The organism is Bradyrhizobium sp. (genome assembly GCF_030646015.1).
In the GTDB taxonomy this organism is placed as follows: Bacteria; Pseudomonadota; Alphaproteobacteria; order Rhizobiales; family Xanthobacteraceae; genus Bradyrhizobium.
In genome coordinates, this window is sequence record NZ_JAUSLT010000038.1 from 20,284 (window position 1) to 45,222 (window position 24,939).

Here is a 24,939-nt window from a genome sequence, read left to right on the forward strand (position 1 = left end):
ATATGACTGCTGTCGATCCCGCCCTTCGTGCTACCCGTACGACTTGCGCTTATTGCGGCGTCGGCTGCGGCGTCGTGGCGACGCCGGACGGCAGCGGCGGTGCGGCGATCTCGGGCGATCCCGAGCATCCCGCCAATTTCGGCCGGCTGTGCTCGAAAGGCTCGGCGCTCGGCGAAACCCTCGGGATTGAGGACCGGCTGCTCCATCCGATGATCCGCTGCAGCAAGGGCATCATGGAGCGGGTGGCCTGGAGCGACGCGCTCGACCATGTCGCGCATCGCTTCGCGCACATCGTCAAGCGCGACGGTCCGGATGCGGTCGCGTTCTATCTGTCCGGACAGCTTCTCACCGAAGACTATTACGTCGCCAACAAGCTGATGAAGGGGTTCATCGGCAGCGCCAATGTCGATACCAATTCGCGGCTGTGCATGGCGTCCTCGGTGGCCGGCCACCGCCGCGCCTTCGGCACCGACACCGTGCCCGGCTGCTATGACGATCTCGACCAGGCCGACCTGCTGGTGCTGGTCGGCTCCAACGCGGCGTGGTGCCATCCGGTGCTGTACCAGCGCATGGTCGCCAACAAGGCGAAGCGCGGCGCGCGCATCGTCGTGATCGATCCGCGCCGTACCGACACCGCAGGGGATGCCGACCTGTTTCTGGGCCTGAAGCCCGGCACCGACACCGCGTTGTTCTCCGGGCTGCTGGCGCATCTGGCCGATAACGGCGCGCTGGATTCCGGTTACATCGAACGGCACACCGAGGGTTTCGGCGAGGCGCTGGCGCGGGCACGGGTGATCGCCGGCAGTGTCGGCGCGACTGCACTGGCGACCGGCCTTGCCGAACGCGACATCGCGGACTTTTTCCGGCTGTTCGCCACCATGCCGCGCGTGGTGACGCTGTATTCGCAGGGCGTCAACCAGTCGGCGCAGGGCACCGACAAGGTCAATGCCATCATCAACTGCCATCTCGCCACCGGCCGGATCGGCAAACCCGGCGCGTCGCCATTCTCGCTGACCGGGCAACCCAATGCGATGGGCGGACGCGAGGTCGGCGGGCTCGCCAATCAGCTCGCCGCCCATATGGGCTTCACGCCGCCCGACATCGACCGGGTGCGCCGGTTCTGGAAAGCACCGCGCATCGCCACGCATGAAGGATTGAAGGCGGTCCAGATGTTCGAGGCGATCGCGCGCGGCGAGATCAAGGCGCTGTGGGTGATGGGCACCAATCCCGCGGTGTCGCTGCCGGACGCCGACGCCGCCCGCGCCGCGCTGAAGAAGCTCGAGATGTTCGTGGTCTCGGAGAATGTGCGTTCCAACGACACGGTGAGCGCGGGCGCGCATGTGCTGCTGCCGGCGCAGGCCTGGGGCGAGAAGTCCGGCACGGTGACCAACTCGGAACGCCGCATCTCGCGGCAGCGCGCGTTTCTGAAACCTCCCGGCGAGGCCAAAGCGGATTGGTGGATCGTCAGCGAAGTCGCAAAACGGCTCGGCTTCGGCGCGGCGTTCGATTTCAACTCGGCCGCCGACGTGTTTCGCGAGCACGCTGGTTTGTCGGCCTTCGAGAACACCGGCAGCCGTGATTTCGATATCGGTGCGCTCAAATCGCTGTCGGACGAGGCGTTTGACGCGCTGGCGCCGGTGCAGTGGCCGACGCGGATCGATAGCAGCCAGCCGCAACGGCGGTTCTTTGCCGATGGCGGCTTCTTCACCAACGACTTCAAGGCGTGCTTCATAGCACCTGAAATCCCGGCGCTGCGCAGCGTGACGACGGCCGCCCGGCCGCTGCGGCTGAACACCGGCCGCATCCGGGATCAATGGCACACCATGACCCGCAGCGGCCAGAGCCCGCGGCTGGGCCAGCATCTGCCGGAGCCGTTCGTCGAGGTGCATCCCGACGACGCGCTGAAATTCGGCGTGGCCCATGACAGCTTCGCGCGCGTCACCACCGATTACGGACAATGCACGCTCAAGGTCGTCGTCAGCGAGCGGCAGCAGCGCGGCATGCTGTTCGCGCCGATCCACTGGAGCGAGGCCACCGCCACAGGCTCGCGGGTCGGCGCGCTGGTGGCGCCTTTCACCGATGGATTTTCCGGCCAGCCCGAGAACAAGGCGACGCCGGCGTCGATCACGCCCCATGAATATGTGTTCCGCGGTTTTGCGCTGTCGCGTACACCGCTGGCCTTGCCCGGCCATGCCTGGTGGGCACATGTCGCAATCCCTGGCGGCCACGGTTATCTGCTGGCCGACAATGGGGACCTTAAGGGCTGGCAATCCTGGCTGCGCTCGGCGACTACAGATGATCTCGCCGAGTACAATGATTTCGGTGGCGGTGTTTACCGCGCCGCGGCATTCGCCGCCGACCGGATCGAAGCCTGTCTATTCATCGGACCGGCGCACGACGCCGGCGACTGGGACGTGATCAAGCAGCTGTTCGCCGCCGGCGTGCTCAGCGACGACCAGCGCCGCATGCTGCTGTCGGGCAAATCGACCGACGGGATGGCCAGCGCCGGGCCGATCGTCTGCGCCTGTTTCGGCGTCGGCCGCACCACGATCTGCGACGCGATCGCGGCGGGTGCGGGCACCGCCGCCGACATCGGCGCGCAGCTGAAGGCCGGCACCAATTGCGGCTCGTGCATTCCGGAGATGAAACGGCTGATTGCGCAGGTGGGCGCGGCGGAACTGAAGCAACCTCAATTGGCGGTGGCTAACTAGGCTGTAGCCGTAGCCCGGATGGAGCGGCTGGTGTGATCTCTCCTGGAATGTCGGCTCTCAGGGGTAACGCGGAAGTGCCATAGACATCCAACAAGTGGCGCTTTTGACCCGACTCGGACATCGATCATCATGGAGCGCCTAAAGTAGCCTTCCTCGCTAGCACGTGCCAAACTTCCAGTTGATCGCCGCCCTTTACTTTTATTGTACCCTTGGCCTCGCAGGCGAATTCATCCTTGATCAATCGAAAGGTATTGCTTGTGATTTGGATCGACTGACTTTGTCCCTGCGATTCCATACGACTTGCAATGTTCACAGCATCACCCCAAAGGTCATAGATAAACTTCTTGCGACCGATGACGCCGGCCACCACCGGACCGGAATTGATACCGATGCGAAACGCGAGCTTCTGATCGCCGAATTTGCGTTGGGTTGCCGCCTCCCGCATATCGAGGGCTAAATTCACGATCAACCTGGCGTGATCGGGGCATGATCGTGGTACTCCGGCAGCAACCATGTAGCAGTCGCCGATCGTCTTGATCTTCTCAAGATCGTATTTCTCGACCAGATCGTCGAAACATTGAAAGACTTCGTCGAGAAGATCGAGCAAACGCATTGGCGTCATGGTCGCCGCCATAGGGGTAAAATCCACGACATCGGCAAAAAGGATGCTTGTTTCCTGGTATTGAGCCGCGATCGTTTGCTGTTTGGCTTTGAGCGCCTCCGAGATTTCCTTTGGCAGGATATTTAGCAGTAGCATCTCGGAACGTTCCTGAAAGAAGTTCCGCTGAACGACGAAGTAGTAGAGGAGCGCGAAGGCTATTGCGATCACCGCGCCGACATTGAGCACGAAAAACCAGGTCACGAATGTCTCGGACAGGCCGACGGGAACCAGATAAGGCTGCAGGATCGCGCTCACGATCAAAAGGGAGACAAACCCAACGATCCAAAATACTGTTTGCCGCGATTCATCGAGCAGAAGTGCTGCGAGCGGGCACAGGGCAGCCCATATGATCACCACGCTCGAGTCCTTGATCCGCCAAGGCTCATCATCAAGAGCCATGGAAGGATCAGAAACATCAGAAGCTGGATGAAGCGGTAGAAAACGAGATTTCGGGTCCACGCAAAGACTGCTGTATTGATCGGAGCGATGACGGTGTACAAGCCCGGGACGGCGGCAGACAGCGGTGCGCCAGCGGCGAAATAGACTACGCTCCACAGAAACGTCAAAGGCAAGAGTCCGACCGAAAGCGAAACGACGAGCCGCTTTTGGAGCGCTCGTTCGGTACTGTCGGTTGGAGCGGCGCCAATACGGCCCGCTTGCGCGACGAGACGTTGGCAAACTGAAGAAATCCACCGCGCCTGCTCAGCGCTCTGCGATGACTGCGGCATGGTCAAAACTCTCGATTGAGATCGTGTCGTTCCTGCCGGCTCCATGTAAAGACTATGTGTGCGCTCTTCGTCTCTTACCCGCCGGCCGGCTCGGCGCCGTTTCCATTTTGCCGCAACGGCGCTGCAGCGCACAAGTACGTTCATGGCACGAAACGGACCTGCCGCAGTAGTCGCCGCATGTTCGCTATCGGGGGTGAGCCGGACTCCTTGGGCGCATCGCGGAATCGACGCGATTGACCCATCACGGAAATCGGGGCGGCCCCGACGCGTGATCGTGGCAGGAAACCGCGTCATGTGATTTGATGATCCTGAGGACGGCTGCTGCCCTATATTGGCCCCCAAGGGAGGAGACCACCATGACCGAGAAGGACGTTAGCGTCGCTTATGCGGACGGGACTGGATCCGCCATGACTTTCAACGAAGTGTTGCGAAGCGAGGCCGAGATCGACAGCATCATCGGGCGGCCGAATTCACGGGTATTGGCTAAAGTTACGAATAGGCTTGACGATCTCTGCCGCGAATTTATCGGGGCATCGCCGTTTTTGGTTGTTTCATCCTCGGATTCTCAAGGTCGGATGGATTGCTCGCCGAAAGGTGACCCGGCTGGATTCGTTCATATCCTCGACGATTGGACCCTCGCTATTCCTGAACGGCCGGGCAACCGCAGAGCTGATACGTTTCGAAACGTTCTGCAAAATCCTAAGGTTGGACTTATTTTCCTTGTCCCAGGTAAAGGGGAAACGCTGAGAATTAATGGAACTGCGCGAATAGTTCGCGACTCTTGGCTACGGGAAAAGTTGGCGCATAAGGGAATAGTGCCAGAGCTGACGCTAGTTGTAACAGTTGAGGAAGTGTTCGCGCATTGCACGAAATGCATGGTGCGTTCGGCGCTTTGGAAGCCTGAATCATGGAAACCCGAAGGCCTACAGTTCACCATTGGATCAGCAATGGTGGCTCATGGGAAACTCGAAATGTCGGTTCAGGAAATGCAAGCTATCGCGGATGAACGGGTACGGACTAGTCTGTATTAGGACGTGAACTCACGAACGCGGGTGTCAGCGTGATGTCACCTCATGGCACAAACTGGCACTAAGCGTCAGTTATTGCGGCGCAGCGATATGTCCGGAGTCGGGGGTAGACCGGAAGTGACCAGCACACGGCCAAAGTGAAGCTCATGACCCGAAGCGGACATGAGGCGTCGACCCTTTGCTCCGGGACTTCCTGCCAAGCCGGATGTCAGGTACACTAAATTTTTGTTACATCTGGGTTTTTTACTGCATCTGGGGTATCGGGTCGATGACGCCTATTCAGCTGCCGGAGACCCGCTATGCGCGCAGCGGAAACGTCAGTATCGCATATCAGGTGATGGGCGATGGTCCGATCGACCTGATCATGGTTCCGGGCCTGCTGTCGCATATTGAGTTTTTCCATGAACTGGCCGGTTACACGGACTTTCTACACCGGCTTTCCGCTTTCGCGCGCGTAATCAGCTTCGACAAGCGAGGCCAAGGCTTGTCTGACCGAGTTGCTGGCTGCCCCACGCTGGATGAACGGATGGATGATCTGGATGCAGTGATGATGGCGCTCGGTATCTCACGTGCGGCCCTGCTTGGTTATTCCGAGGGGGCAGCGATGAGCGCGCTGTTTTCGGCGACCTATCCCGAGCGGGTTTCCCATCTCATCCTCTATGGTGGATTTGCCCGTTTCACCAACTGCGATGACTACACCCATATGTTTCCACTGGAGCAGATGATACGCTCCGTAAAGTATTGGGGCAGCGGCGCGTCGGCTAAGGCTTTCGCTCCAAGCCTCGTCGGCGATCCTGAAGCGATCAAGATCTGGGCCAAGGGCGAAAGGCTCATCGTAAGTCCCAGCGCCTATCAGGCGATGCTTGAGACGAATGCGTTGATCGACGTTCGCGCAATTCTTCCACAACTTCGATTGCCCGCTCTCGTTTTGCACAACGAGGCTGACGTAGCCGTGCCTGTTGCCAACGGGCGTTACTTGGCGGCCCACATTCCTGGCGCGCGCTACGTCGAGTACCCTGCCGGCGATCACCGGCCATGGGCTCAGAAGAATATCGAAGCCATTATCGGCGACATCGAGGAGTTCGTCACCGGCCGCCGCGAGATCGTCGTGGACGAAATCGAGCGCGTGCTCGCCACCGTTCTCTTTACCGATATCGTTGACTCGACAAAGCAAGCGGTGAGTCTTGGTGACAACAACTGGCATCGGTTGCTCGATGAGCACGACAAGCTCGCGCGCCGCACGGTCGAACAGCATCGCGGCCGTTTGATCAAGATGACAGGAGATGGAATCTTGGCAACTTTTGACGGACCTGGGCGCGCCATCAAGTGCGCCGTGGCGTTGTCGGGAGGCACCGCGCGACTTGGAATCAGGCTTCGCGCCGGACTGCACACCGGCGAAGTCGAACTGCGGGGCGAGGATATCGCCGGTATCGCAGTCAATACTGCTGCACGGATTATGTCTGAGGCACGCCCTGGCGAAACCCTGGTGTCTCGCGTCGTGACCGATCTCGTAGCCGGCGCCGGTGTGAGCTTCAGCCCCCGCGAACCGTGCGAACTCAAGGGGCTGCCGGGGCGCTGGGACCTCTTTGCCGCTTCGTGAATCGCAGTCTCATCGCGGAATGTCTGCTAATCGCACTTTTCGGACTAGCCAATGAGGCCAAGCGGGGTCTGCTACCTGCGGGTAGACCGGACATCCCTATTGCAGTGCTACACTTCGGAGAATGACCCGGAGGAGACGTCTCGACCATCGACGGCGCCGTCGGGCCATTGCTCACTGTTTCAAGTGATGTCGAACGAGTGTAATTGCGGCCTCAGACGCTGCAGCCGAATACCCACGATCACCATGGACGAGAATCAGAGAGACCGCGCCTTCTGACAGGAGCCAGACGGCGCGGGCAAGTTCGTTCGGGCGGTCGGCCCCTGATCGAGCCAATAGCTCCGCGAAGCATTTCTCCAACTGGGCCTTGTGTCGGCGAGCGATCAGTCTTGCCGGATGACCCGGCAGGTCCGCGAGTTCGATGACGAGACGCGTAAATCCGGACCCGGCCCATCTCGGCCTGTCTGCCCAAACGGCAAGATCCTGGAACATCGCCTCGACGATGGTCTCAGCTGATCCGGAGAGATTGTCTCCGAAGGTGCGGAAAGCCTGCAACGCCAAATGATGCTGAGATTCGAGCACATCGGCGAGTAGCTGATCCTTACTGTTAAAGTGGTGATAGAGCGTGCGCTTGGTGAGCTTCGCCGCTTCAGCGATGTCGTCCATGGTGACGCGGTGTACCCTTGGCGACGAAAGAGCTTGTAAGCCGCTTCTAGGACACGTCCTCGCGTCTGCTCCGCTGACCTTGGCACAGCACCGCCTTCACAAAAGTATACTCAATAGTGAATTTACACGACAGCGGCCTGGGATGAAAGGTGCTCATCCCAGACATCAAACCACGGGTGCCCGGCATGTCGCACGCCCCTTTGACCATACGAAGCATCACCGCTCGCGCCATTGTCCTCAAGCTCAAACGGCCCGTCGTGGCCCGCATCGCCACACTGTCCGAGTGGCCGGTCATCCTGATCGATCTGCAGACCGAGCAAGGGATCACGGGCCGTAGCTACCTCGAGCCCTATATCGTGACGTCTATGCGTTACCTTGTGCCCGCCTTACAGGACTTCGGCGATATGCTCAAAGGACGCCGGCTCGCTCCGGTCGAGCTGTTTGACGCAGCGCGCAAGTCACTGCATTTCGTCGGCTACGAGGGCTTGTCGATGATCGCCGCATCTGGCCTCGACATGGCAGCGTGGGATGCGCTGGCCAAGGCAGCGAGCCAGCCACTGTGCGTGCTACTCGGCGGCACGGTTGGTCCCGTGAAATCCTACAACAGCAATGGTCTGTGGTTGAAATCACCCGAGGCCGTTGCCACCGAAGCAATTGAACTGCGCGATGAGGGCGGATTCACAGGCCTGAAGCTTAGACTCGGGCGCGAATGTATTGCCGATGATCTTGCGACGTTGGATGCTGTACGGAAAGCCGTTGGCGATGGCATTCAGCTGATGGTCGATTTCAATCAGGGGCTAACCCTGGCCGAGGCGCTTCAGCGCTGCCACATGATCGACGATCACGGGCTGGCCTGGATCGAGGAGCCGATCGTCTACGACAATCTCGACGGCTATGCCCGGCTCGCGGCCGAACTGAAGACGCCGCTGCAGATTGGAGAGAACTTCTACGGCCCGCGCGAGATGCACAAGGCCCTTCAGCGCGGGGCGTGCGACCTTGTGATGCCTGATTTCATGCGCATTGGTGGCGTCACCGGGTGGATGCGGGCTGCGGCCATTGCGGGTTCGGCGGGCATCCCCATGTCCACGCATCTCTATCCAGAGGTGGCCGCTCACGTCATGCGGGTCACCGAGACGGCGCACTGGCTCGAATGGCAGGATTGGGCCGATCCAATCTTGCAGCATCCGTACGCGATCAGAGACGGGCACCTGCATATTCCGAACGTGCCAGGCGTTGGCATTGAATGGAACGAGGATGCGGTTGAGGCGCATCAGATTTAGGCAAAAGGCCAATGTCGGTTCATGACACTTTTCGGACATGGCGTGATGTCCGTCTTGAGTTCGCTAAGCACTCAATAGCGGACGTGTCGTGGTACTTCGCGCGCTACTATGGACCGATGACGGTCAACCGGCCTCCATGCTTCAGTGACGACGCGCGGCAAGCTCGATGATCTAAATTCAATGCTGGCAGCGCTCGAAAAAGTTCATGAAGAGGCGAAGGCAATAAGGCAGGAAATTTCTGGCAAGGCCGAGATCATCCCGTGACATCGCCACGTCACGAAACCTGAGACGCCACGATGGGCAGGTGTCCAGGGGCACCGCGCCCATTCACGGGACATAGATCGGGGGATATGTCCCGAAAACGCGAATTACCCTAGTGGTATCAATGCCGTATCCCGGATTAGAGCGAACGGGTCTGCGCAAAGCGCCGCTCCGGAGCGTAATCCGGGAAACCGTATGTGCTGATGCACTGTCCCGGATTGCGCCATCGGCCGCGCATTCGCGCGAGCCGCTGGCTCCATCCGGGCTACGGGAGTGTCGAGCTTCTCACGATTTCCGATGTGTCGCATTCACGGCCATCGCCGCCGCCGCGGTGCGGTTCTCGACGCCGAGTTTCGAATAGATCTGCTCGAGATGCTTGTCGACCGTACGCGGGCTCAGGCCCAGGATCTGCGCGATGTCGCGGTTGGTCTTGCCCTTGCTGAGCCAGGACAGCACTTCGCCCTCGCGGCTGGTGAGCCCGAGATCCCTGCTGAATTCCTGCGGCAGGCCGGCGCCGGAATCCTTGGCGAGGCGCAGCAGGAATTCGTTCGGGCCGAGCTTGCCCATATATTGCAGCCGCAGCGCCTCGTTGTTCGGGAAGGAGGCCAGCGCAGGGGTTTTGGCACCGGCCTTGCCTTTTTGCGCCTGGTCGAGCCATTGCAGCATCGGCTGCGGCAGAATCAGTTCGTCGCCGTCGCCGGCCGGCAAATTGTCCGACAGCAATTTCTGCGCCTGTGGCGTCGCCCACATGATCCTGTCCTGGCCGCTCACCGCCATCAGGAAGCGACCGGAGACGTCGAGCGCGGTCTGTGCGCTCTGCGTCATCCTCGCGTTAGCGAGATGAACGCGAATGCGCGCCAGCATCTCCTCGATCACGATCGGCTTCGAGGGCACGCGGGAAATGGTCGAGGCGATGACGCGATCGACCGCGGGGACCGACGAATGCCCGATCGACGGCATTCTGAACGAATCACCCGCAGGTAATTACTAGCCATCAAAATTGTCGTCGCCCGGCTCCGACCGGGCGATCCAGTACGCCGAGGCTTATCGGTTAGGCCGCTGGCGTCTCTGGAATACTGGGTCACCCGCGTTCGCGGGTGACGACGACCTGGGTGGTTCGAAGAGGACTTTAACGGCACGTTCGTCTAAGGTCGCACCCTGCAGCTTCTCCGGCGAACGAGGCGATCTTGCGAAAACAAAAATTCGGCAATGGCGGTCCCGATGTATCCGTGATCGGGCAGGGCACCTGGTATATCGACCGCGGCGATCGCAAGAGCGCGGTAGCCGCGTTGCGCCGCGGTCTCGATCTCGGGATGAACCACATCGACACCGCCGAAATGTATGGCGATGCCGAGCCCGTCGTCGCCGAAGCGATCGCGGGCAGGCGCGACGAAGTTTTCCTGGTCTCGAAGGTGCTGCCGAGCAACGCGTCGCGGCGCGGCACCATTACCGCCTGCGAACGGTCGCTGGCGCGGCTGAAGACCGACCGGCTCGACTGCTATTTGCTGCATTGGCGCGGATCCTATCCGCTTCAGGAAACCGTCGCGGCGTTCGATGAACTGGTGGCCGCCGGAAAGATCCGCAGCTGGGGCGTCAGCAATTTCGACACCGACGATCTCAATGAACTGCTCGCGGTTGCCGGCAAAGGCAAGATCGCCTGCAATCAGGTGCTCTATCATCTGCAGGAGCGCGCCATCGAGCACGCGGTGATTCCGTGGTGTGAGCAACATGGCGTCGCGGTGGTGGCCTATTCACCGTTCGGTCACAATGAGTTTCCGTCCACACGCAGCAAGGCCGGCGAAGCGCTGCAGGCGATCGCCGACGCGCATGGCGCCTCGCCGCGCCAGGTCGCGCTGGCGTTTCTGTCGCGCCGGCCATCGGTGTTAGCGATTCCAAAAGCCGGAACTCCGGAACATGCCGCCGACAACGCGGCTGCCGGCCAACTCGTGCTCAGCGAAGGCGACATCGCCGCACTCGACAAGGCGTTTCCCCGCGGCCCAAAACCGCGCGGTCTGCCGATGCTGTAGCGGAACACAGTTCTTAACAAAGTGTTTCAGCTGTATGCGCGCCGGTACTTCTACGGCACGCCGCGCGCAATCGTGCATATCGGCGTCCCGGTTTCGTGCCTTGTCGATTCCCCCTGATTGGCGTTGTTAGAGGCTCGCCCGAATCGAAATTATTGCCTCCGAGATTGCCCGTGACACCGCCCCCCGCCGCAGCCGCCAGGCTGGACAGCGTTCCCCTGCCGTTGCCCGAGAAGAAGCCCGCCGCGCGCAAGGCGCCCGCGCGCGCCGATCATCCGTTCAAGGGCATCGCGCTGATCTTGCTCTCGACCGTGTTCCTCGGCGCCTCCGACGTGACGGCGAAATACCTGTCGGCGACGCTGCCGTCGATTGAGATCGCCTGGATCAGGTTTCTCACCTTCGCGCTGATCATGTCGCCGGCGATGTTCCCGGGATCGCCGCTGTTCGCGTTGCGCACCGAGCGCCTCGGGCTGCATTTGATGCGCGGCGCAGCACTGGTCGGCTCGTCGCTGTTCTTCATCTCCGGCCTGCGCTATCTGCCGATCGCCGAAGCCTCCGCCACCGGCTTCGTGGCGCCGCTGTTCGTCACCGCGCTGTCGATCTTTTTTCTGTCCGAGAAGGTCGGCGTGCGGCGCTGGCTGGCGACCGCGGTCGGCTTGATGGGCGTGCTGATCATCCTGCGGCCGGGCACGTCGGCGTTTCATGCCGCGGCGTTCTTCCCGCTGATCTCGGCGCTGGCGTGGGCCTGCACCTTGATCATGACGCGCATGATGAGCGGACGCGAACACGTCCTCACCACCATGACCTGGTCGTCGATCGCGGGGCTGTGCATTCTCTCGGTGCTGGTGCCGTTCGTCTGGGTGACCCCGACCTGGCACGATATTGCCTTCGGCGTCTTCATCGGCGTCGCTTCAACCGCCGGCCAGTGGATCGTGGTGCTGGCATTTCGCTACGCCGACGCCTCGGTGCTGGCGCCGTTTTCCTACACCCAGTTGCTGTGGGTCAGCTTTCTCGGCTTCCTGGTGTTCGGCGAAGTGCCCGACATCTGGACCGTGACCGGCGCCGTCTTCATCGTCGGCAGCGGCCTCTACACCGCGCACCGCGAGCGCGTCAGGCGCTCGCAATTGCTGGCGGTCGAGGGCGAGTCGTCGCCGAACGCGTGACCGCGCAATAGCACACAGTTTGGCAGGCCGGCTGGGCCACAAGCGTTGCGCGTGTGCAACAGTGGTGCCGAAAAACATGCGTTTCCCATGCCGGATCGAGGGATTCCGGCCGATCCGTAAAACTACGGGATATTGCCATGCTAGCGTGGCCCGGATGGCGCCGCAGAGCGCTGCTTAACGGGGCTGTGGGGCTGGCGTCAGTGTTCAATCTGGATCGAGCGATATTGCCGGCGAGCCTGGTGGCTATCGCAGCGTCAGTTGCGATCGGCGCGACCATGGTCCCTGCGCGCGCCCAGCAGTATTTCAATGGGTCTCAGACCACGCCTAACGGTCTCATCAATGGCGGCGGCGGCGTCTGGAACAACACGACCACGAATTGGACCGACGACCCCGGTACGGCGAGTAATCCCTATGATCCCTCGGCCGGGACAACGACATTGTTTGGCGCCTCGACAACCTCGACGCCTCCGACCGCCGGCATCGTCACGGTTGCTCCCGGCGGCGTCCAGCTCACCGGCGCCGTCATCTTTGATGCCACCGGCGACAACTCGGTCTACACCATTCAAGGCGGCAATCTGACGGTCGCAGCCGGCGGCACGACGTTCACGGTCAACGACGTCTCGCTTACGACAGATCCTTCGGCCGTCATCACCTCGAGCATCGTCGGCACCGGCGCGCTGAACCTGCAGGGCATCGGCAAGCTGCTGTTGGCCGGCGCCAATACCTATAGCGGCGGCACCACGATCTGCGCGTGCGCCACGCTGCAGCTGGGCGACGCCACCCGCATCGGCAGCATCATTGGCGCCGTCGTCAACGAAGGCTTCTTCAACATCGTCAATGCCAACACAGCGGGCATCACGTCGATCACCAATGACGGCGGCCAGACCACCTTCTTCAACGCGTCCACGGCGGGTACGGCCACCATCGTGAACGACTTCGGTGGCACGACCGTCTTCAACGATTCGAGTTCGGCGTTGAACGCAAATATCACCAATACGGCGTTTGGCGGCAGCACATTATTCTATGGGAATAGTTCTGCGGGCAGCGCGATCATCAACAATGAGAGCTCAGCCGGAAGCATTGAGCCGGTCGGCCTGGGCTTCTTCGATAACAGCAGGGCGGCGACGGCCACCATCACCAACAGCAACGGCGGTTATATCTCTTTCGGGATACCGGCGTTTCTTGGAGGGACCGATACTGCCTCGGCCGATCACGCGACGATCATCAACAATTCCGGCGGGCTGCTGGATTTCAATGCATCCACCACCGCCGGCCATGCGACGATCATCACCAACAGCGGCGGCGGGACGGCGTTTTTCGACAACAGCAACGGCGGCAATGCGCAGTTCATCACCAACGGTACCGGCTACGTCGATTTCTCCGACACTATCGGTTTGGGCCCTGTCGGCCCGCTCGGCTTGAACCGGATCACTGCGGGTTCGATCGCGGGTTCGGGAACCTATTCTATCGGATCCGGCAACGTGTTGACGGTTGGCAGCAACAATCTCTCGACCGAGGTGAGTGGCGTCATCGACGACGGTTGCGGCTGCGGCTCAGGCAGCCTCGAGAAGGTCGGCACCGGCACGCTCACTTTGTCGGGCACCAACACCTATACCGGCCTGACTTTCGTCAATGCAGGCACTTTGCTGGTGACCGGCTCGATCGCGTCCTCGACCGGTGTATCCGTAGATTCCGGCGCGACGCTGGGCGGCACCGGCACGGTTCCGTTCACCACGCTTGCCAACGGGGCGGTGCTGGCGCCCGGCCTGCCGACCGCACTCGGCACGCTGACGGTCAACGATGCGCTGTTGTTCTGCAATTGCACGTTCTATGACGTGAAGGTGACATCTGGAGGCAACGATCTCACGGTGGTCGTGCCAAACTCTCTCGCGGGATTTGCCAGTCTGGAAGGGGCGGTGCGGGTCATATCTCTCGACAACACCTACCGCTTCAACTCGCCCTACACGATCCTGACGGCGCAGGGGGGCTTCGATCTCGGTTTCGGCCCGACGCTGTTCAACTCGCTGGTCGTACCCACCGGCATCAACGGTGTACTCAGCTATACCGCGACCGATGTGAACCTGACGCTGGTGTCCGCGCTCGGACACATCACGGGATTGAACATCAACCAGCGCAATGTCGGCAATGCGCTCGATGCCGTCTTCAACGCGACCGGCAATTCCGGTAATTTGGGCGCCATCTTCAACGGCAACGTCCCGTTCAATCTCAGCCAGGTTTCCGGCGAGACCGCGACCGGCACGCAGCAGGCCACCTTCGATGCGATGAACCTGTTTCTGGGGTTGCTGACCGACCCGTTCATCGACGGACGGCGCGGTGCGTCGCCGGGCGGCGCGACACCGTTTGCAGATGAAGGCGGCGCCAGCGCCTATGCTGCAAGGAAACAAAACGCTGTGCGCGCCGCCTTCGCCAAATTCCCCACCAAGGCCGATGTCGCGCGTAATGATCTGTTTGATCCGCGCTGGAGCCTGTGGGGCAGCGCCTTTGGCGGCAGCAGCACGACATCAGGCAATGCAGCGCTGGGATCGAACGACGCCACCACACGTGCGTTCGGCTTTGCCGCCGGCGCGGACTACCGGATTTCCCCGGCGACGCTGGCAGGTTTTGCGCTGGCCGGCGGCGGTACCCATTTTGCCGTCAACGGTTTCGGCTCCGGACGTTCGGACATGTTCCAGGCCGGCGCGTTCGTGCGCCACACCATGGGCAAGGCCTATGTGACGGGGGCGCTGGCCTATGGCTGGCAGGACGTGACGACGGATCGCACCGTCACGGTTGCAGGAATCGACCGGCTGCGTGCGCAGTTCAACGCCAACGCCTGGTCCGGCCGCGTCGAAGGCGGCTACCGTTTCGTCACGCCGTGGATGGGCGTCACGCCCTATGCCGCCGGGCAGTTCACCACCTATCAATTGCCTGGCTATGCCGAGCAGGTGGTGTCAGGCGCCAATACCTTCGCGCTGAACTACGCCGCCAGGGACGTCACGGCGTCGCGCTCCGAACTCGGCATCCGCACCGACAAGTCGTTCGCGATGCAGACCGCGATCCTGACGCTGCGCGGCCGCGCCGCCTGGGCGCATAATTTCAACACCGACCGCAGCATCACCCCGGTATTCCAGACCCTGCCGGGCGCTGCCTTCGTCGTCAACGGCGCGGCGCAGGCCCGCGATGCCGCGCTGACGACAGCGTCCGCGGAGATGAAGTGGCTGAACGGCTGGTCCGCCGCCGCCACCTTCGAGGGCGAGTTCTCCCACGTCACGCGGTCCTATGCCGGCAAGGGCGTTGCGCGCTATACGTGGTGAGGGTCTCAGGCCTGAACACGGCAATAACAAGAACGCGAAGGAAACGTCGATGCGCGCAGCCATCTTCAGGAACGGCGAGATCGTGGTCGATACGCTGCCCGAGCCGAAGCCGGCTTCGGGGCAGGTGCTGGTCAAAACGCTGGCCTGCGGCATCTGCGGTTCCGACCTGCACGCTCGCAAGCATGCGCATCGCATGGTCGAACTGGCGAAGCATTTTCCCGGCCGCAAGCCGATGGACCTTTCCCGCGACATCGTGTTCGGCCATGAATTCTGCTGCGAGATCCTCGATTACGGGCCGGGCACGGAACGCAGGCTGAAAGCCGGCACCCGCGTCTGCTCGCTGCCGGCGCTGCTGACGGCGGAAGGGCCGCAGGGTATCGGCTATTCCAACGACAATCTCGGCGGTTATGCCGAGCGCATGCTGCTCAGCGAGGCGCTGCTGCTGGAGGTGCCGAACGGCCTCTCGGCAGAGCACGCCGCCTTGACCGAACCGCTTGCGGTCGGCGTTCACGCCGTCGCCAAGGCAAATATTCGCGGCGACGAGGTGCCGCTGGTGATCGGCTGCGGCCCGGTCGGGCTGGCGGTGATCGCGGCGCTGAAGCTGAAGGGGTTGCACCCGATCGTCGCCGCCGATTATTCGCCGGCGCGCCGCGCGCTGGCCGGGAAGATGGGCGCCGACATCGTCGTCGATCCCGCGCTTACGCAGCCTTATGCGACCTGGGCCGAGCACGCCCAGATGTCGCCGGAGCAGAAGGCGGCGCGGCCACCGCTGCAGGCCTTGCTGCCGGCCCTGAAGCCGGCGCTGATCTTCGAATGCGTCGGCATCCCCGGCCTGATCCAGCAGGTGTTCGAGGGCGCGCCGCGCGATGCCCGCATCGTCGTGGTCGGCGTCTGCATGGAAACCGACCGCTCCGAACCGATGCTCGGCATCATGAAGGAGCTGAACGTTCAGTATGTGCTGGGCTACACACCCGACGAATTCGCCCATTCGCTGCGGCTGATAGCGGAGGGGCAAGTCGACGCCGCCGCGCTGGTCACCGCGACCGTCGGGATCGACGGGGTTGCCCAGGCGTTCGCCGATCTCGCCAATCCGGAGCGGCATACCAAGATCATCGTCGAACCCTGGCGGTAGTTATGCCTCCTGATGATTCCGATCGTCCGCCCGTGCTCGCGCATCAGCGCTTTGTCGATGACCGGGAATCCTTTGCGGGTCTCGATCTGCGGCAGCGTTTCCGGCGCATTCACGACACCAATCTGTGGGGCGCTGCAGCCTCCACCTCGGGGCTCGGCTCGGAGCTGGACGCCACTGCCGTGCTGCGCGCGGAATTGTCCGGGCTTTTTCGAAGGCTCGGCGTAGCCTCGCTGCTCGATGCGCCCTGCGGCGATGCCGGCTGGATCAACCAGGCCGATCTCGGCGTGCGCTATGTCGGGATCGACATCGTGCCTGAACTGATCGCGCGGCTGCAGGGCCGCGCCGCGTCAGGCGAAGTCACCGGCGAATACCATCTCGCCGACATCACCGTGGACCCGCTGCCCCGCTGCGACGCCATTTTGTGCCGCGACTGCCTGGTGCATCTATCGTTTGCCAATATCGGGCGCGCGGTGGGGAATTTTCAGACGTCCGGCGCGGTGTGGCTGATCGCAACCACTTTTCCGGATTGGCAGGGCAACGCCGACTGCGAGGACGGCGACTGGCGCGCGCTGAATTTCGAGCGCGAGCCGTTTAATTGGGGGGCGCCGGTTGAATTGCTCAACGAGAATTGCCTTGAGGCCGGCGGTGGCTGGCGCGACAAGAGCCTTGGCGTGTGGCGGCTGGCATCACTCTGAGGCGGACGCTGTTTGCCGATCTGGCCAAGTGTGAGGCCATGACGGTAGAGTGAACATAATCAGTGACAAGGGGAGACGGAACATGATCACGCTGACGGCAAAAGACGTCCTGCCGGACGACGGCACCAGCGGCACGCTGGTGGGGCGGGTCTGGGTGCCTGATCTGGCAGGCCCGGCCGTAGCAGCGGTTCGTCATGACGGCGTGTTCGACGTCAGCGCGCGCTTTTCGACCGTGAGCGCACTCTGCGAGGAAGCCAACCCGGCGGACGCGCTGCGCGGAACGGCGGGGATGCGGATCGGCGATCTCGACAGCATCGTTGCCAACACGCCGCCCGATCGCCGCGACCGGACAAAACCCTGGCTGCTGGCGCCGCTCGACCTGCAGGTTCTGAAAGCGGCCGGTGTCACCTTCGCGATCTCGATGCTCGAGCGCGTGATCGAGGAGCGGGCGCGGGGCAACCCGGCCTCGGCGGAAGCGATCCGCAAGGAAGTGGTGCGGCTGGTCGGCGACGACCTCTCGAAACTCAAGCCGGGGTCGCCGGAAGCGATGAAACTGAAGGCGGTGCTGATCGATCAGAACGCCTGGAGCCAGTATCTGGAAGTCGGCATCGGCCCCGACGCGGAAGTGTTCACCAAGGCGCCGACGTTGTCCTCGGTCGGATCAGGCATGGATGCCGGCCTGCATCCGAAATCGACCTGGAACAATCCGGAGCCGGAGGTGGTGCTGGTGGTGTCGAGCCGTGGCGCGATCGTCGGCGCGATGCTCGGCAACGACGTCAATCTGCGCGACTTCGAGGGACGCTCGGCGCTGCTGTTGTCGAAGGCCAAGGACAACAACGCCTCCTGCGCCGTCGGCCCGCTGCTGCGGCTGTTTGACAGCGGTTTTTCGCTCGACGATGTACGCAAGATGGATGTCGGATTGACGGTAAAGGGGCAGGACGGTTTCGTTCTCGAGGGTCTTTCGTCGATCAGCAAGATCAGCCGCGATCCCACCGACCTCGTCGCCCAGACCATCGGGCCGGTGCATCAGTATCCCGATGGCTTCGCGCTGTTCCTCGGCACCATGTTCGCGCCGGTGAAGGACCGCGATGCGCCGGGCGAGGGGTTTACGCACAAGCGCGACGATATCGTCACGATATCCGCGCCCCAGCTCGGCAAACTGGTCAACCGCATGCGCACCAGCGACGAGTGCGAACCCTGGACGTTCGGCATCGGCGAACTGATGCGAAACCTGGCGAAGCGGAAGGTGCTGTAGGGCTGCTTCGTAGGGTGGGCAAAGCGTAAGCGTGCCCACCATCTCGCATCGTGCAGGTGATGGTGGGCACGGCGCAAGGGCGCCTTTGCCCACCCTACGGTCCGCGCGGGCAGTCATCCATCAAGGCATGACGAGCGTGATGACACCGTCGTCGACGGTTCCGGTCTTGATGCCGTCGCGCGCCATCGACTCGATGACAGGCCATTTCTCGCGAAACAGAGCCGACGCCTCATGTATGTCAGTCGCGTCGACCTTGACGCAACAGGCCCGCCGTTCGCCATCTGAAAGAAGAAGGTGTATCCATCCGGCTGCCCATTCCCGTCAATCGAAAGTCGTGCTTGTCGCATTCAGTGTCCCCTGATTTGCGTCGAAGCCGGCAGTTGCGTTTTCAAATGGGCTTTTCGTGCGGCGCAATCGTGACGCTGGTAATATTGGCGTGATGTGTTGCAAACGTTCAACAGTTGGAACGCGATTTGACCTCACACCGGCAGCGCGATCGAATATTTCACCTGGCTCAGCGCAAAACTCGATTCGATCGAGGCGATGCCGTCGAGGCGCGTCAGCTTGTTTTTCAGGAACGCTTCATAGGATGACAGGTCGGCGGCGACCACGCGCAGCAGATAGTCGCGGTTGCCGGTCATCAGATAGCATTCCAGCACCTCGTCCCATTTCGAGATCGCCTTGGCGAAGCGGTTGAGGTCTTCCTCCTTCTGCCGCGCCAGTTTGATGGAGATGAAGACGCTGACGTGGAGCCCCAGGGATTTCTGGTCGACGGTGGCGATATAGCGGGTGATGACGCCGCGCTGTTCCAGCAATTTGACCCGGCGGTGGCATGGCGACACTGACAGGCCGACCTTGTCGGCGAGCTCCTGCATGGTGGTGCGGCCGTCGGATTGCAGCTGGGCGAGGATCTTGCGGTCGATGGCGTCGAGGCTGTGCATTGGGATAAACTCGGTTCAGTGGGCTCAGGATTAGGATTTTATCCCAATATTCGCAGGTATGTCGCGGAAATTTGAGATTTTTGACGGCGGCCAAGGCGTTAACATTCCCGGATATTTCGCCCTGCCGGGAGTATTGCCATGCCGATCGATCCCGCACGCCTCGAAACCTTGTCCGCGCTGGCCCGCAAGGTGCTGTGGCTGTCGTCGTGGACCATCCATCACGCCAATCATATCAGGCCCAATGCCGACGGGCTGAAGGTCGGCGGCCACCAGGCTTCGTCCGCCTCGCTCGCCACCATCATGTCGGCGCTGTATTTCTCGGTGCTGAAGCCGGAAGACCGCGTCGCGGTGAAGCCGCATGCCAGCCCCGTGTTCCACGCCATCCAGTATCTGTTCGGGCACCAGAGCCGCGAGAAGCTGGAAAACTTTCGCGGGTTCAAGGGCGCGCAATCCTATCCGTCGCGCACCAAGGACGTCGATGATGTCGATTTCTCCACGGGATCGGTGGGCCTCGGCGTGGCGCAGACTTTGTTCTCCTCACTGGTGCAGGATTACGTCAAGGCGCATGGCTGGATGATGGATCGCCCGGAGGGGCGGATGATCGCGCTGGTCGGCGACGCCGAGATGGACGAGGGCAATATCTTCGAGGCGCTGCTGGAGGGCTGGAAACACGGCCTGCGCAACACCTGGTGGGTGGTCGATTACAACCGGCAGAGCCTCGATGCCGTGGTGCGCGAGGGGCTGTGGGAAAAATTCGAATCCATGTTCCGAAATTTCGGCTGGGACGTGGTGATCGTGAAATATGGACGGCTGATGCAGGCGGCGTTCGCCGAGCCCGGCGGCGAGGCCCTGAAAGGCTGGATCGATGCCTGCCCGAACGCAATGTATGCGGCGCTGTGTTTTCAGGGCGGGGCGGCGTTTCGAAAGCATCTCGATGACGAGATCGGCGATCAGGGCGCGGTGTCGCACCTGATCGGGCGGCGCAGCGACGACGAGTTGCTGGCGCTGATGTCGAATCTCGGCGGCCATGACATGGCCAGCATGATCGAGGCTTTTGAGTCGATCGACCATGATCGCCCGGTCTGCTTCATCGCCTACACCATCAAGGGTGTCGGGCTGCCGTTCCAGGGCCACAAGGACAACCATGCCGGCCTGATGACGGTGACCCAGATGGAGAAATGGCGCGGCGCGCAGAACATCCGCACCGGGCACGAGTGGGAGAAGTTCGAGGGGCTGGCGCAGGAGCCGGCCGCGCTGGAGGCCTTTCTGGCCGACGCCCCGTTCAACCGCGACGGCCGCCGCAGGTTGACCGCGCCGGTGATCGACGTGCCCGAGCGGCTGTCGTTCAAGCCGTCGCCTGCGATGTCCACCCAACAGGGCTTTGGGCTGGTGCTCAACGAACTCGCGCGCGGCGACAGCGATCTGGCTGAGCGCATCGTCACCGCATCGCCCGACGTTACAGTCTCGACCAATCTCGGCGCCTGGGTCAACCGCCGCGGCCTGTTCGCGCGCGCCGAGAAGGCCGACCTGTTCCGCAGCGAGAAGATCCCGTCGACCTTCAACTGGGATTTTTCGCCGAAGGGACAGCACATCGAGCTCGGCATCGCCGAGATGAACCTGTTCATCCTGATGTCGGCGCTGGGGCTGTCGCATGCCATCAATGGCGAGCGGCTGCTGCCGGTCGCCACCCTGTACGATCCCTTCATCCAGCGCGGCCTCGATGCCCTGAATTATGCCTGCTACCAGGACGCCCGTTTCATGGTGGCGGCGACGCCGTCGGGCATTACGTTGTCGCCGGAAGGCGGCGCGCATCAGTCGATCGCGACGCCGCTGATCGGCATGGCGCAGGATGGCCTCGCCTCGTTCGAGCCGGCCTTCGTCGATGAACTCTCCGTGATCATGGGCTGGGGTTTCCAGCACATGCAGCGCGAGGAAGCGGGCGAGGGCGGCTCGGTCTATTTGCGGCTGTCGACCCGCACCATCGACCAGCCGCAGCGCATCATGACGCCGGAGCTGCAACGCGGCATCACCGACGGCGCCTATTGGCTGCGCAAGCCCGGCGAGAACTGCGAGGCGGTGGTCGCCTACACCGGCGCGGTGGCGCCGGAGGCGATCGAGGCCATCGGCCTGATCGGCGAGAGCCGGCGCGATGTCGGCCTGCTGGCGGTGACCTCGGCCGACCGGCTGCATGCGGGCTGGACCTCGGCGCGAAAGCTGCGCCGCGACCGCCGCGGGGTGGCGCATCTCAGCCATATCGAAAAACTGCTGGCGCCGCTGCCGCGCGATTGCGGCATCGTCACCGTGATCGACGGCCACCCGGCGACGCTCGGCTGGCTCGGCAGCGTGCGCGGCCACCGCGTCGAGGCACTCGGCGTCGAGCACTTTGGGCAGACCGGCACCATCGGCGACCTCTACCGCCACCACGGCATGGACGCCAACGCCATCATCGATGCTGCCGAAAGCCTGACGGCCGGCGGACCGGTGCGGCACCGCACGATGGCGGTGTGATTTTTCCACCCTCCCCTGGTGGGGGAGGGTCGATCGCGTCGCGATCGGGGTGGGGTGACAGTCTATCGTTTCGGACGGTGTCCGAGTTGAGAGATCACCCCACCCCGTCTCACATTTCGCTGCGCTCAATGTGAGCCGACCCTCCCCCTCCAGGGGAGGGAAAGCAAGAATTGCCCCGTCTTGCTTCCATCCCAAACCTGCCCCTATATTCCGCGCCTGCCGCAACGCGGCGTCCCGCATATGGCGGGTTCAATTCTCCCGGCTTTCGTGCAAGGATGCCTGCCGAACGCTCCGTTCCTCCTCCATTTACTTCAAAATAAAGAGGTTTCCGATGGTCAACCGCATGCAATTCTACATCGATGGCGCCTGGGTCGATCCCGTCGTCAAGAAGTCCACCCCGGTCGTCAATCCGGCGACCGAAGAGGCGATGTATGAGGTTGCGCTGGGATCCAAGGCCGACGTCGACAAGGCGGTTGCCGCCGCCAAGCGCGCCTTCGAGACCTATTCGCAGACCAGTCGCGAGGAGCGCGTCGCGCTGCTGACCAAGGTCATGGAGGTCTACAAGACCCGCATGAAGGACATCGGCGCCGCCGTGTCCGACGAGATGGGCGCGCCGCTGCCGATGGCGGAAAGGCTGCAGGCCGGTGCCGGCCTCGGCCATATCGCTTCCACCCTGGAAGTGCTCAAGAACTATCATTTCGAGGAGCCGATCGGCTCCGCCATGGTGGTGCGCGAGCCCGTCGGCGTCATCGGCATGATCACGCCGTGGAACTGGCCGCTCAACCAGATCGCCTGCAAGGTCGCGCCCGCGCTCGCCGCCGGCTGCACCATGATCCTGAAGCCCTCGGAATTCACCCCGACCTCGGCGCTGATCTTCGCGGAAATCCTCCATGAAGCCGGCGTGCCGAAGGGCGTGTTCAACCTGATCAACGGCCTCGGGCCCGAGGTCGGCGCCGCCATGAGCGAGCATCCGGATATCGACATGATCTCGTTCACCGGCTCGACCCGCGCCGGAGTCGACGTTGCCAAGCGCGCCGCCCCCACGGTCAAGCGTGTCAGCCAGGAACTCGGAGGCAAGTCGCCGAACGTCATCCTGGAAGGCGCCGATCTCGCCAAGGCCGTCACCGGCGGCGTCATGCACATGTTCAACAATTCCGGACAGTCCTGCAACGCGCCGTCCCGGATGATCGTGCCGCTGTCGAAGATGAAGGAAGTCGCCGCGATCGCGAAAAGCGTGGCCGACAAGACCAAGGCGGGCGATCCCCGCGCCGAAGGCACCACCATCGGCCCGGTCGTGTCCCGTATCCAGTGGGACAAGATCCAGACCCTGATCCAGAAGGGCATCGACGAAGGCGCTACTCTGGTTGCCGGCGGCCCCGGCTTGCCGGAAGGCGTCAACAAGGGTTTCTATGTGCGCCCGACCATCTTCGCCGACGTCACCAACGACATGACGATCGCGCGGGAGGAAATCTTCGGACCCGTGCTCACCATCCTCGGTGCCAAGGACGAGGAAGACGCCGTCAAGATCGCCAATGACACGCCGTATGGTCTGGCTGGTTATGTCTTCGCCGATACCGTCGAGCATGCCCGCAAGGTCGGTCGCCGGATCCGCGCCGGCAACGTCAACCTGCAGGGCCAGCCGAACGACCGCACCGCGCCGTTCGGCGGCTACAAGCAGTCCGGCAACGGCCGCGAGTGGGGCCAGTACGGCCTGGAAGAATATCTCGAGGTCAAGGCGGTCGCCGGCTACAACGCCGCGTAAGTTTGGCACGAGAGAAGAATGCAGCGCCGGGGCGGATCATCCGCTCCGGCGTTTTTGCGTTTTTGGATGTGTGCATCAACAAACTCGATGTCGTCCCTGCGTTCGCAGGGACGACAGCAGCGCCTATCCCCCCAGCGCACCCTGCGTGTTGACATACAGCGCGTAGATCGACTGGCTCGCGGCCATGAACAGCCGGTTGCGCTGCAATCCGCCGAAACACAGATTGGCGCAGCGTTCGGGCAGCGCGATGCGGCCGATCATGACGCCGTCGGGCGCGAACACCACGACGCCGTCGAGTTCGGGATCGCCCATGCCCCAGCCGCACCACAGATTGCCGTCGATGTCGGCGCGCATGCCGTCGGGCGTGCCGGGACCCGCATCGACGAAGGTGCGCTTGTTGGAGAGTTTTTCGCCGCTGACTGAAACGTCATAGGCCAGAATCCTGCGGGTCGGCACGCCCCTGGATTCGATGATGTAGAGAATTTTTTCGTCCGGCGAGAAGCACAGCCCGTTCGGCCCCAGAATGCCCTCGGCGACGATGCTGGCTTTGCCGGTGGTGCCATCGATCCGGTAGACGTTCATGTCGATCTCGGACTCGGCCTTGTAGCCCTCGTAATTGCCGAGGATGCCGAACACGGGATCGGTAAACCAGATCGAGCCGTCGGATTTTACCACGACGTCGTTCGGCGAATTGAGCCGCTTGCCGTCGAACGAATCCATCAGCACGGTGATGGCGCCGTCATACTCGGTTCGGATGACGCGACGGCCGCCATGCTCGCAGGTGACCAGGCGGCCCTGGCGGTCGCGGGTATTGCCGTTGGCGAAACCGGACGGCTTGCGGAAAATGCTCACCGCGCCGGTTTCCTCTTCCCACTTGATGATGCGCTGGTTGGGAATGTCGCTGCACAGCAGATAGCGCCCGTCGCCGAACCACACCGGGCCTTCGGCCCAGCGCAGCCCCGTGGTCAGCCGCTCCACCGCCGACAGCTTCCACCAGTATTTTTCAAAGCGCGGATCGAGCGCGTGAATCGCGGGATCGGGATAATAGGTCGCCGGCTGCCAGCCGGCGCGGGGTAAAGCCTCGGACATTTGCTGTTCTCGTTGCTGTTGCGTTTCCTCGCGGGTCCATTTGCTATCATCCGCGCGGTCTGTCAGCAAGCGACCGGAGCCTCATCCCGTCATTGCGAGCATAGCGAAGCAATCCATCGCGCCA

At 62.5% G+C, this 24,939-nt stretch carries 16 protein-coding genes and 1 pseudogene; 12 read left to right on the forward strand and 5 right to left on the reverse strand.

Annotation, left to right across the window (positions count from 1 at the left end):
• The first annotated feature begins 2 nt into the window (after window positions 1–2).
• Window positions 3–2,711: a nitrate reductase gene (locus tag Q7T45_RS05690; RefSeq protein WP_304868619.1), complete on the forward strand. Its 2,709-nt coding sequence runs from the start codon at window positions 3–5 to the stop codon at window positions 2,709–2,711.
• A 127-nt stretch (window positions 2,712–2,838) separates the two neighbouring features.
• Here the strand turns inward: Q7T45_RS05690 and Q7T45_RS05695 are convergent, their stop codons facing one another.
• Window positions 2,839–4,065, reverse strand: coding sequence for an adenylate/guanylate cyclase domain-containing protein (locus Q7T45_RS05695; protein WP_304868621.1), 1,227 nt, complete (start codon window positions 4,063–4,065; stop codon window positions 2,839–2,841).
• 391 nt (window positions 4,066–4,456) lie between these two features.
• Here Q7T45_RS05695 and Q7T45_RS05700 point away from each other — a divergent pair, with 391 nt between their 5' ends.
• Both Q7T45_RS05700 and Q7T45_RS05705 read left to right on the forward strand, forming a co-directional pair.
• A complete protein-coding gene (locus Q7T45_RS05700) occupies window positions 4,457–5,131 on the forward strand; it encodes an MSMEG_1061 family FMN-dependent PPOX-type flavoprotein (protein ID WP_304868624.1) in 675 nt (224 codons plus the stop codon).
• 265 nt (window positions 5,132–5,396) lie between these two features.
• On the forward strand, window positions 5,397–6,728 hold the full coding sequence (locus Q7T45_RS05705; RefSeq protein ID WP_304868626.1) for an adenylate/guanylate cyclase domain-containing protein: 1,332 nt from the start codon (window positions 5,397–5,399) through the stop codon (window positions 6,726–6,728).
• A gap of 171 nt (window positions 6,729–6,899) precedes the next feature.
• On the opposite strand, the gene Q7T45_RS05710 is transcribed toward Q7T45_RS05705, so the two are convergent.
• On the reverse strand, window positions 6,900–7,391 hold the full coding sequence (locus tag Q7T45_RS05710) for a TetR/AcrR family transcriptional regulator (protein ID WP_304868628.1): 492 nt from the start codon (window positions 7,389–7,391) through the stop codon (window positions 6,900–6,902).
• A gap of 149 nt (window positions 7,392–7,540) precedes the next feature.
• Here Q7T45_RS05710 and Q7T45_RS05715 point away from each other — a divergent pair, with 149 nt between their 5' ends.
• The gene (locus tag Q7T45_RS05715; protein WP_304868630.1) at window positions 7,541–8,671 is read left to right on the forward strand and encodes an enolase C-terminal domain-like protein; all 1,131 of its coding nucleotides are present in this window, start codon (window positions 7,541–7,543) and stop codon (window positions 8,669–8,671) included.
• 546 nt (window positions 8,672–9,217) lie between these two features.
• Here the strand turns inward: Q7T45_RS05715 and Q7T45_RS05720 are convergent.
• Window positions 9,218–9,820 (reverse strand): annotated as a pseudogene (locus tag Q7T45_RS05720) (LuxR C-terminal-related transcriptional regulator); the annotation flags it as partial.
• 299 nt (window positions 9,821–10,119) lie between these two features.
• On the opposite strand from Q7T45_RS05720, the gene Q7T45_RS05725 reads away from it, so the two are divergent.
• The 6 genes from Q7T45_RS05725 (at window position 10,120) to Q7T45_RS05750 (ending at window position 18,515) form a co-directional block, all read left to right on the forward strand.
• Window positions 10,120–10,959 carry an aldo/keto reductase gene (locus Q7T45_RS05725; RefSeq protein ID WP_304868632.1) on the forward strand — a complete coding sequence of 280 codons (840 nt, stop codon included), beginning with the start codon at window positions 10,120–10,122 and terminating at the stop codon, window positions 10,957–10,959.
• A gap of 170 nt (window positions 10,960–11,129) precedes the next feature.
• Window positions 11,130–12,119, forward strand: a complete 990-nt coding sequence (locus Q7T45_RS05730; RefSeq protein ID WP_304868634.1) for a DMT family transporter — start codon at window positions 11,130–11,132, stop codon at window positions 12,117–12,119.
• Between the two features lie 239 nt (window positions 12,120–12,358).
• Window positions 12,359–15,433: an autotransporter domain-containing protein gene (locus Q7T45_RS05735; protein WP_304868636.1), complete on the forward strand. Its 3,075-nt coding sequence runs from the start codon at window positions 12,359–12,361 to the stop codon at window positions 15,431–15,433.
• Window positions 15,434–15,482: 49 nt separating this feature from the next.
• Window positions 15,483–16,565, forward strand: a complete 1,083-nt coding sequence (locus tag Q7T45_RS05740; RefSeq protein ID WP_304868638.1) for a zinc-binding dehydrogenase — start codon at window positions 15,483–15,485, stop codon at window positions 16,563–16,565.
• 2 nt (window positions 16,566–16,567) lie between these two features.
• Window positions 16,568–17,260, forward strand: coding sequence for a class I SAM-dependent methyltransferase (locus Q7T45_RS05745; RefSeq protein WP_304868640.1), 693 nt, complete (start codon window positions 16,568–16,570; stop codon window positions 17,258–17,260).
• Between the two features lie 82 nt (window positions 17,261–17,342).
• Window positions 17,343–18,515, forward strand: a complete 1,173-nt coding sequence (locus Q7T45_RS05750; RefSeq protein ID WP_304868642.1) for a fumarylacetoacetate hydrolase family protein — start codon at window positions 17,343–17,345, stop codon at window positions 18,513–18,515.
• Window positions 18,516–18,994: 479 nt separating this feature from the next.
• Here the strand turns inward: Q7T45_RS05750 and Q7T45_RS05755 are convergent, their stop codons facing one another.
• Window positions 18,995–19,456 (reverse strand): Lrp/AsnC family transcriptional regulator, encoded by a 462-nt coding sequence (locus Q7T45_RS05755; protein ID WP_304868644.1) that lies wholly within the window; start codon window positions 19,454–19,456, stop codon window positions 18,995–18,997.
• A 138-nt stretch (window positions 19,457–19,594) separates the two neighbouring features.
• Between Q7T45_RS05755 and Q7T45_RS05760 the strand changes: the two genes are divergently transcribed.
• Together Q7T45_RS05760 and Q7T45_RS05765 are read left to right on the forward strand one after the other, a co-directional pair.
• Complete coding sequence (locus Q7T45_RS05760) at window positions 19,595–21,964, forward strand: transketolase (RefSeq protein WP_304868647.1); 2,370 nt, start codon at window positions 19,595–19,597, stop codon at window positions 21,962–21,964.
• Window positions 21,965–22,295: 331 nt separating this feature from the next.
• The gene (locus Q7T45_RS05765; RefSeq protein ID WP_304868649.1) at window positions 22,296–23,726 is read left to right on the forward strand and encodes an aldehyde dehydrogenase family protein; all 1,431 of its coding nucleotides are present in this window, start codon (window positions 22,296–22,298) and stop codon (window positions 23,724–23,726) included.
• A gap of 123 nt (window positions 23,727–23,849) precedes the next feature.
• On the opposite strand, the gene Q7T45_RS05770 is transcribed toward Q7T45_RS05765, so the two are convergent.
• On the reverse strand, window positions 23,850–24,815 hold the full coding sequence (locus Q7T45_RS05770; protein ID WP_304868651.1) for an SMP-30/gluconolactonase/LRE family protein: 966 nt from the start codon (window positions 24,813–24,815) through the stop codon (window positions 23,850–23,852).
• Window positions 24,816–24,939 lie beyond the last annotated feature (124 nt).

Bases quoted from the DNA above. Each gene is read 5' to 3' on its own strand.
- Q7T45_RS05755 (WP_304868644.1), bottom strand. From the start codon at position 19,456: ATGCACAGCCTCGACGCCATCGACCGCAAGATCCTCGCCCAGCTGCAA.
- Q7T45_RS05710 (WP_304868628.1), bottom strand. From the start codon at position 7,391: ATGGACGACATCGCTGAAGCGGCGAAGCTCACCAAGCGCACGCTCTAT.
- Q7T45_RS05700 (WP_304868624.1), top strand. From the start codon at position 4,457: ATGACCGAGAAGGACGTTAGCGTCGCTTATGCGGACGGGACTGGATCC.
- Q7T45_RS05705 (WP_304868626.1), top strand. From the start codon at position 5,397: ATGACGCCTATTCAGCTGCCGGAGACCCGCTATGCGCGCAGCGGAAAC.
- Q7T45_RS05690 (WP_304868619.1), top strand. From the start codon at position 3: ATGACTGCTGTCGATCCCGCCCTTCGTGCTACCCGTACGACTTGCGCT.
- Q7T45_RS05740 (WP_304868638.1), top strand. From the start codon at position 15,483: ATGCGCGCAGCCATCTTCAGGAACGGCGAGATCGTGGTCGATACGCTG.
- Q7T45_RS05770 (WP_304868651.1), bottom strand. From the start codon at position 24,815: ATGTCCGAGGCTTTACCCCGCGCCGGCTGGCAGCCGGCGACCTATTAT.
- Q7T45_RS05745 (WP_304868640.1), top strand. From the start codon at position 16,568: ATGCCTCCTGATGATTCCGATCGTCCGCCCGTGCTCGCGCATCAGCGC.
- Q7T45_RS05750 (WP_304868642.1), top strand. From the start codon at position 17,343: ATGATCACGCTGACGGCAAAAGACGTCCTGCCGGACGACGGCACCAGC.
- Q7T45_RS05760 (WP_304868647.1), top strand. From the start codon at position 19,595: ATGCCGATCGATCCCGCACGCCTCGAAACCTTGTCCGCGCTGGCCCGC.
- Q7T45_RS05765 (WP_304868649.1), top strand. From the start codon at position 22,296: ATGGTCAACCGCATGCAATTCTACATCGATGGCGCCTGGGTCGATCCC.